This is a genomic window from Psychrobacter pasteurii (genome assembly GCF_900162815.1).
Lineage (GTDB): Bacteria > Pseudomonadota > Gammaproteobacteria > Pseudomonadales > Moraxellaceae > Psychrobacter > Psychrobacter pasteurii.
Genome location: NZ_FUGD01000129.1, coordinates 1 through 6,035, shown reverse-complemented (window position 1 = coordinate 6,035; position 6,035 = coordinate 1). Strand labels below are relative to the sequence as shown.

The window sequence follows — 6,035 nt, the reverse complement described above, 5'->3', positions numbered from 1 at the left end:
ACCTTGATTAATGATAACCACTTCAACTTGACGAGCTTCACACAAAGCAAAAACAAGTTCTGCCCCAAAACGCAGTAATCTATCTTTATGGGTTAGCACCAGCCTGTCTATTTTGTTGTCTAAAATATCATCAAGCAGGCGTTTTAAGCCTTTTTTATGATAGTTCATACCACTACCTAGATCGCTAATCACCTCGAATGACCAGCCTTGAGCAGAGCAGTACAGCTCAAGAATTTCAATCTGACGCTGTAAGTCGGGCTTTTGGTCATGACTCGATACACGAGCGTAAGCTATGGTTTTGCGTTGTTGCTCCACCTTATTACGAGTCAGGTTTGGGTTTATTTTAGATAAGTCGTACCGACGATGGCCTTTGGGTGTTCTTTGGGCGACAAGCACACCTGTCTCATCCCATCTTCGTAGAGTTGAGACGGAAACGCCTAACTGATTAGCTGCTTGTTTTATGCTTGATAATTTACTCATAGTAAGTAATTATAGATAGTTTTAGGTATCTTTGTGGTTACTGTTTGTAACCCCTTATAAGTTTTTATTATCATTAACGCTTTGCCCTACTCACCAAAACCCTGCTCGAATAAGCTTACTTCAAAGTCAAAAATTTGTTACGATAGGCACCTACTTGACTTCTATTTAACCCTCACTACCCTCTAAGCTTATCCTCATGAATAAAACCTCAAATCTACATACCAAAATTGTTTATCCAGGTACCTTCGATCCGATTACCAATGGTCACCGTGATTTAGTGATGCGTGCCGTTAAGCTATTTGATGAAGTGGTGATAGCTGTTGCCTTGGGCCATCATAAAAAACCTATGTTTAGCTTTGAAGAGCGAGTGGAACTGGTTGAAACTGTCTTTGCTGATTTTCCACAAGTTACTGTGGTAGGCTTTGAAGGACTGTTGGTAGAGTTCATGCGTGAACAAAAAGCCACTGCGGTATTGCGTGGTCTACGCGCCACTTCAGACTTTGAATATGAGTTTCAACTGGCGAACATGAACCGTGAGCTTGATGATAACTTTGAAGCAGTATTTTTGACCCCTGCTCCTCAATACTCCTTCATATCTTCTACTATGATTCGTGAGATTGCTAAGCTTGATGGGGGCGTGAAGAAATTCGTACCTGTCTGCGTACAAAAAGCGTTTGATGAAAAACGTGCTAATAATTGGCAATAACTTCTCGGCGTTTAGTTTCTTCGTTATCTGATTTAGGAGGTAGTTATGGCTTTAATGATTACTGATGAATGCATTAACTGTGATGTGTGTGAGCCAGTTTGCCCCAACGATGCTATTTATGAAGGTGAGGAAATCTATGAGATTAATCCTGACCTTTGCACCGAGTGTGTCGGACATTTTGATGAACCGCAATGTGTCGAAATTTGCCCGATTGACTGTATTCCGAATGACCCCAATCATGTGGAGTCTGAAGGTGACCTGATGGCCAAATACAAGCGAATCACAGGCCAATAACCTAATCGATACCCGCTTTATAGCCAGCATATATTTATGCTGGCTTTTTTATGCCTCACACTCGCTCAAAAAACTTGCTATTCGTTCTTTGTGCTACGAATCATATAACCCTTCCTAGCAACCCATTTGTAGCATTGGGTTACTCTTTTACACCAACCTGAAGCCGATTCATGTTAGAATGAGCCAAATTCTATAAGTGCTTTTTTTAGCCGCTTACTGTACCCCTTACAATCCCTCAGTTTTATCACTATATTTTTAGACTAAAATCCTCTTTTGACGTTGATTAATTGCCCCCATCGGTTTATCCCGAGTGGCAAGCGATACAAAATAAACCCAAAGACTCAGTCTATAAATCATTATTTAGGTTATCCCCATGTCTGCTGAAACCATCGCCCGCACTGCCTTCAAACAAGGCGTGACTCCTTTATACGACTACGATAAGCACTGGGCATCCTGCTTTGAGCCTGCCCCCTTCTTGCCGATGAGCCGCGCCGAAATGGACGAGCTGGGCTGGGATGCGTGTGATGTGATTATCATCTCAGGTGACGCTTATGTTGACCACCCAAGCTTTGGTATGGCAATTATTGGCCGTCTGCTAGAAGCACAAGGTTTCCGTGTGGGCATCATTGCACAGCCTGATTGGACCAGTAAAGATGCCTTTATGGAGCTGGGTAAACCGGTTTATGCTTATGGTGTGACCGCCGGCAACATGGACAGCATGATTAACCGCTATACTGCTGATCGCCGTATTCGCAGCGATGACGCCTATTCGCCAGACAATGCACCAGACAAACGTCCTGACCGCGCCGCAATTGTATACAGTCAGCGCTGCCGTGAAGCTTATCCTGATGTGCCTATTATCTTAGGCGGTATCGAAGGCAGCCTACGTCGTATCGCCCATTATGATTATTGGTCAGACAAAGTACGCCGTAGTATTTTGTTAGACAGCCGTGCTGACGTACTGCTGTATGGTAATGCTGAGCGTGCTATTGTTGATATCGTACATGGTTTATCAAAGGGCTATACCTTCGAGCAAATGAGTGACCTGCGTGGTACGGCGTACTTATTGACACCATCACGTCGTCACTGGAAAGCGGATATGGTTGAGGTAGCCAGTAATGATGTGGACACAGTTGGCCGTGTTGACCCTATCATCAACCCGTACGTGATGACTGAAGATTTAGACAGCTGCTCGATTGAAAAAGAAAAAGGCAACACTGAGAGTAAAGTAAACGAGAGCCTATCTTCGGTGGAGCGCCAATACAAAGGCTTTAAGGCAGAACCTGTTGAAAATAAAGTCTTAAACGCCGAGCAAGTTAATGATGATGTGCAAGTGGTTAAAATGTTCGGCCTTGAAGAGGACAAGCCAAAAACAGCCCGTAAGCACCGTATTAAAATGCCACCACGCGAAAAAACTGTGATTCGCTTGCCTGATTATGAGCAAGTAAAATCAGACCCTGTGTTATATGCTCATGCCAACCGTATTTTGCATTTAGAAACCAACCCAGGTAACGCCAGAGCTTTGGTTCAGCGCCATGGTGCAGGGGGCGGTAATTCAAGAACCGATATCGACGTGTGGTTGAACCCACCACCGATTCCACTATCTACTGAAGAAATGGATTACGTTTTTGACTTGCCTTATGCACGTGTGCCGCACCCAGCCTATGGCAAAGCCCGTATCCCTGCCTTTGATATGATTAAGTTCTCGGTCAATATCATGCGCGGCTGTTTTGGCGGCTGTACCTTCTGCTCTATCACTGAGCACGAAGGCCGTATTATCCAAAACCGCTCTGAAGAGTCTATCTTACGTGAAGTAGAAGCCATTCGTGATACGGCGCCAAACTTTACTGGCGTGATTTCAGATTTGGGGGGGCCAACCGCCAATATGTATCGCCTAAGCTGTAAAGATGAAACGATTGAGAAGAACTGTCGTAAGCCATCTTGCGTCTATCCTGATATCTGTGAAAACCTAATCACTGACCACAGTAACTTGACCAAGCTGTATCGTAAAGCCCGTGATATCAAAGGCATTAAGAAAATCCTAATTGCTTCAGGTCTCCGTTATGACTTAGCGGTAAAAGACCCTGAATATGTGAAAGAATTGGTGACCCATCACGTCGGTGGCTATCTAAAAATTGCCCCAGAGCATTCTGAAGAAAACGTGCTGTCTAAGATGATGAAGCCAGGTATGGGCTCTTACGATAAGTTTAAACAGATGTTTGAGCAATACAGCCAAGAAGCGGGCAAAGAGCAGTACTTAATTCCGTACTTTATCGCAGCTCACCCAGGCACGACCGATGAAGATATGATGAATTTGGCCCTGTGGCTTAAGCGTCATGACTTTAGAACCGACCAAGTACAAGCGTTCTACCCAAGCCCAATGGCCACCGCCACCACCATGTATCACACCCATAAAGATCCGCTGCGTAAAGTAACGCGCTCTGAAGGGGATATGGAAATTGTGAAGTCGGGTAAGCAGCGCAAACTGCATAAAGCGTTCCTGCGCTATCACGATCCCAAAAACTGGGGCATGCTACGCGCTGCTCTAAAGCGCTTAGGCCGTGAAGACTTAATCGGTACTGCTCGCCATTGTTTGGTACCTCCTTTCAACTCACGTCTGGAAGGTAGAGACAGTCAGGATACCTATCAATCAGCACGCAAGAAGAACAGCCGTGTGGGTGCCGACTCTGCCAAACGCAGAAACACTTCAGCGGCGAACAAACACTCGAACGGAAATGGCAAGCAGGTAAAAAAAGGTAACTTCCAAACCCAGCATACAGGCCTACCTCCTCGTGCCACCAAGTAGTCTCTTTATTTATCTTGTTGTTGAGATTTAGGCTTATAAAGGCTTAAGGCCCAATGTTGAATGTATGACAATAATTGCCTCACTGTTAACCGCAGTGGGGCTTTTGTTTAATTGGCTTATGTAAAACATATAATATGCTAGACTGTAAACTATTTTTATAGCGATAATTATTCGGTATGTACCACGGGCAGCGGCCTCATTTATTCCAAATAATACCTACCATTTTTGGCTTTCATTAATAATAACAATCCTTCAAAACATCGTTTAAGAGATAATATCTATGATCAATCTATTTACTAAATCTTTTTTCACCTCCTCCCCCGCTCTACCAAAAGCTGCTTTATTGACATTGGCTGTGGCCATCACTGGATGTAACAGTAACAGTACTGAAGCCAAGCAAAACAAGCCAGCTACCAGTAGTACTACCGCCTCTTTTGAATCCGATGCTACTGTTGTCAAAGCCATCGAAGACAACCTAAAAGCCTCAGGTATCGAACAAAAAATCCTATCTGCTGTGCCAACCAGTATGGAAAATATCTATTGGGTTAACGCAGAGGGTGCGCCTGCTTTTTATAGCGATAAAGAAGGTCGCCATATTATCCTAGGCCAAATCTTAGAGGTGGGTAACGGGCAGCCTGTTGAGATTAGTAGTGAGCTTACGGCCAAAGTAGCCAAAGATAAGCTAGCAGCTGTGCCTAAAGAGGAGATAATTATTTATCCTGCTAAAGGTCAGACCAAAGCGATTGTCTATAGCTTTACTGACGCTGACTGCCCTTACTGCACCAAGATGCACTCTGAAATGGATCAACTTAATGCAGAGGGCATTGAGGTTCGCTATCTAGCTTGGCCACGTAGCCAAGGCAGTGTGCCAAAAATGGAAGCCATCTGGTGTAGCGATGATCCTAAATCTGCTATGGATAGAGCCAAAAAAGGCGAAACCATCACTGCACCAACATGCGACAGCCCAGTTCAATCTCATATTGATCTAGGCCTAAGCTTAGGTGTCAGCGGCACACCAGCTGTCTTCACTGAGTCTGGAATTCAAATCGGTGGTTACTTGCCAGCCAAAGATATGGCAGCGGCGGCTATTGCTAACAAATAATTCCAGCCAAATTTTATATAACCCCCTAAAGCTATCTATCTATCTATTAAATAAGAGATAAAGCTTTTAAATAACAAATAAAGGCAAACAATAATAGAGGCAATATAGATTTAGGGGTTACAAACAGTAACCACAAAGATACCTAAAACTATCTATAATTACTTACTATGAGTAAATTATCAAGCATAAAACAAGCAGCTAATCAGTTAGGCGTTTCCGTCTCAACTCTACGAAGATGGGATGAGACAGGTGTGCTTGTCGCCCAAAGAACACCCAAAGGCCATCGTCGGTACGACTTATCTAAAATAAACCCAAACCTGACTCGTAATAAGGTGGAGCAACAACGCAAAACCATAGCTTACGCTCGTGTATCGAGTCATGACCAAAAGCCCGACTTACAGCGTCAGATTGAAATTCTTGAGCTGTACTGCTCTGCTCAAGGCTGGTCATTCGAGGTGATTAGCGATCTAGGTAGTGGTATGAACTATCATAAAAAAGGCTTAAAACGCCTGCTTGATGATATTTTAGACAACAAAATAGACAGGCTGGTGCTAACCCATAAAGATAGATTACTGCGTTTTGGGGCAGAACTTGTTTTTGCTTTGTGTGAAGCTCGTCAAGTTGAAGTGGTTATCATTAATCAAGGT

General features: G+C 43.8%; 6 protein-coding genes. 5 read left to right on the top strand and 1 reads right to left on the bottom strand.

Annotated features, from left to right (window positions below; genetic code table 11):
- Positions 1–480: IS607 family transposase (locus tag A1232T_RS11555; protein WP_077449550.1), on the bottom strand; the 480-nt coding region annotated here is incomplete at its 3' end.
- A 196-nt stretch (positions 481–676) separates the two neighbouring features.
- On the opposite strand from A1232T_RS11555, the gene coaD reads away from it, so the two are divergent.
- From coaD to A1232T_RS11530, 5 genes are all read left to right on the top strand, one after another.
- Positions 677–1,186 carry a pantetheine-phosphate adenylyltransferase gene (coaD, locus tag A1232T_RS11550; protein ID WP_077449554.1) on the top strand — a complete coding sequence of 170 codons (510 nt, stop codon included), beginning with the start codon at positions 677–679 and terminating at the stop codon, positions 1,184–1,186.
- Positions 1,187–1,231: 45 nt separating this feature from the next.
- A complete protein-coding gene (locus A1232T_RS11545) occupies positions 1,232–1,480 on the top strand; it encodes a YfhL family 4Fe-4S dicluster ferredoxin (RefSeq protein WP_077449553.1) in 249 nt (82 codons plus the stop codon).
- A gap of 373 nt (positions 1,481–1,853) precedes the next feature.
- Entirely contained in the window at positions 1,854–4,286 is a 2,433-nt protein-coding gene (locus A1232T_RS11540) for a YgiQ family radical SAM protein (protein WP_077449552.1), read from the top strand.
- Between the two features lie 280 nt (positions 4,287–4,566).
- Positions 4,567–5,388, top strand: a complete 822-nt coding sequence (locus tag A1232T_RS11535; RefSeq protein WP_077449551.1) for a DsbC family protein — start codon at positions 4,567–4,569, stop codon at positions 5,386–5,388.
- A gap of 167 nt (positions 5,389–5,555) precedes the next feature.
- Positions 5,556–6,035, top strand: a 480-nt coding sequence (locus tag A1232T_RS11530; protein ID WP_077449550.1) for an IS607 family transposase, incomplete at its 3' end; no start/stop codon positions are given.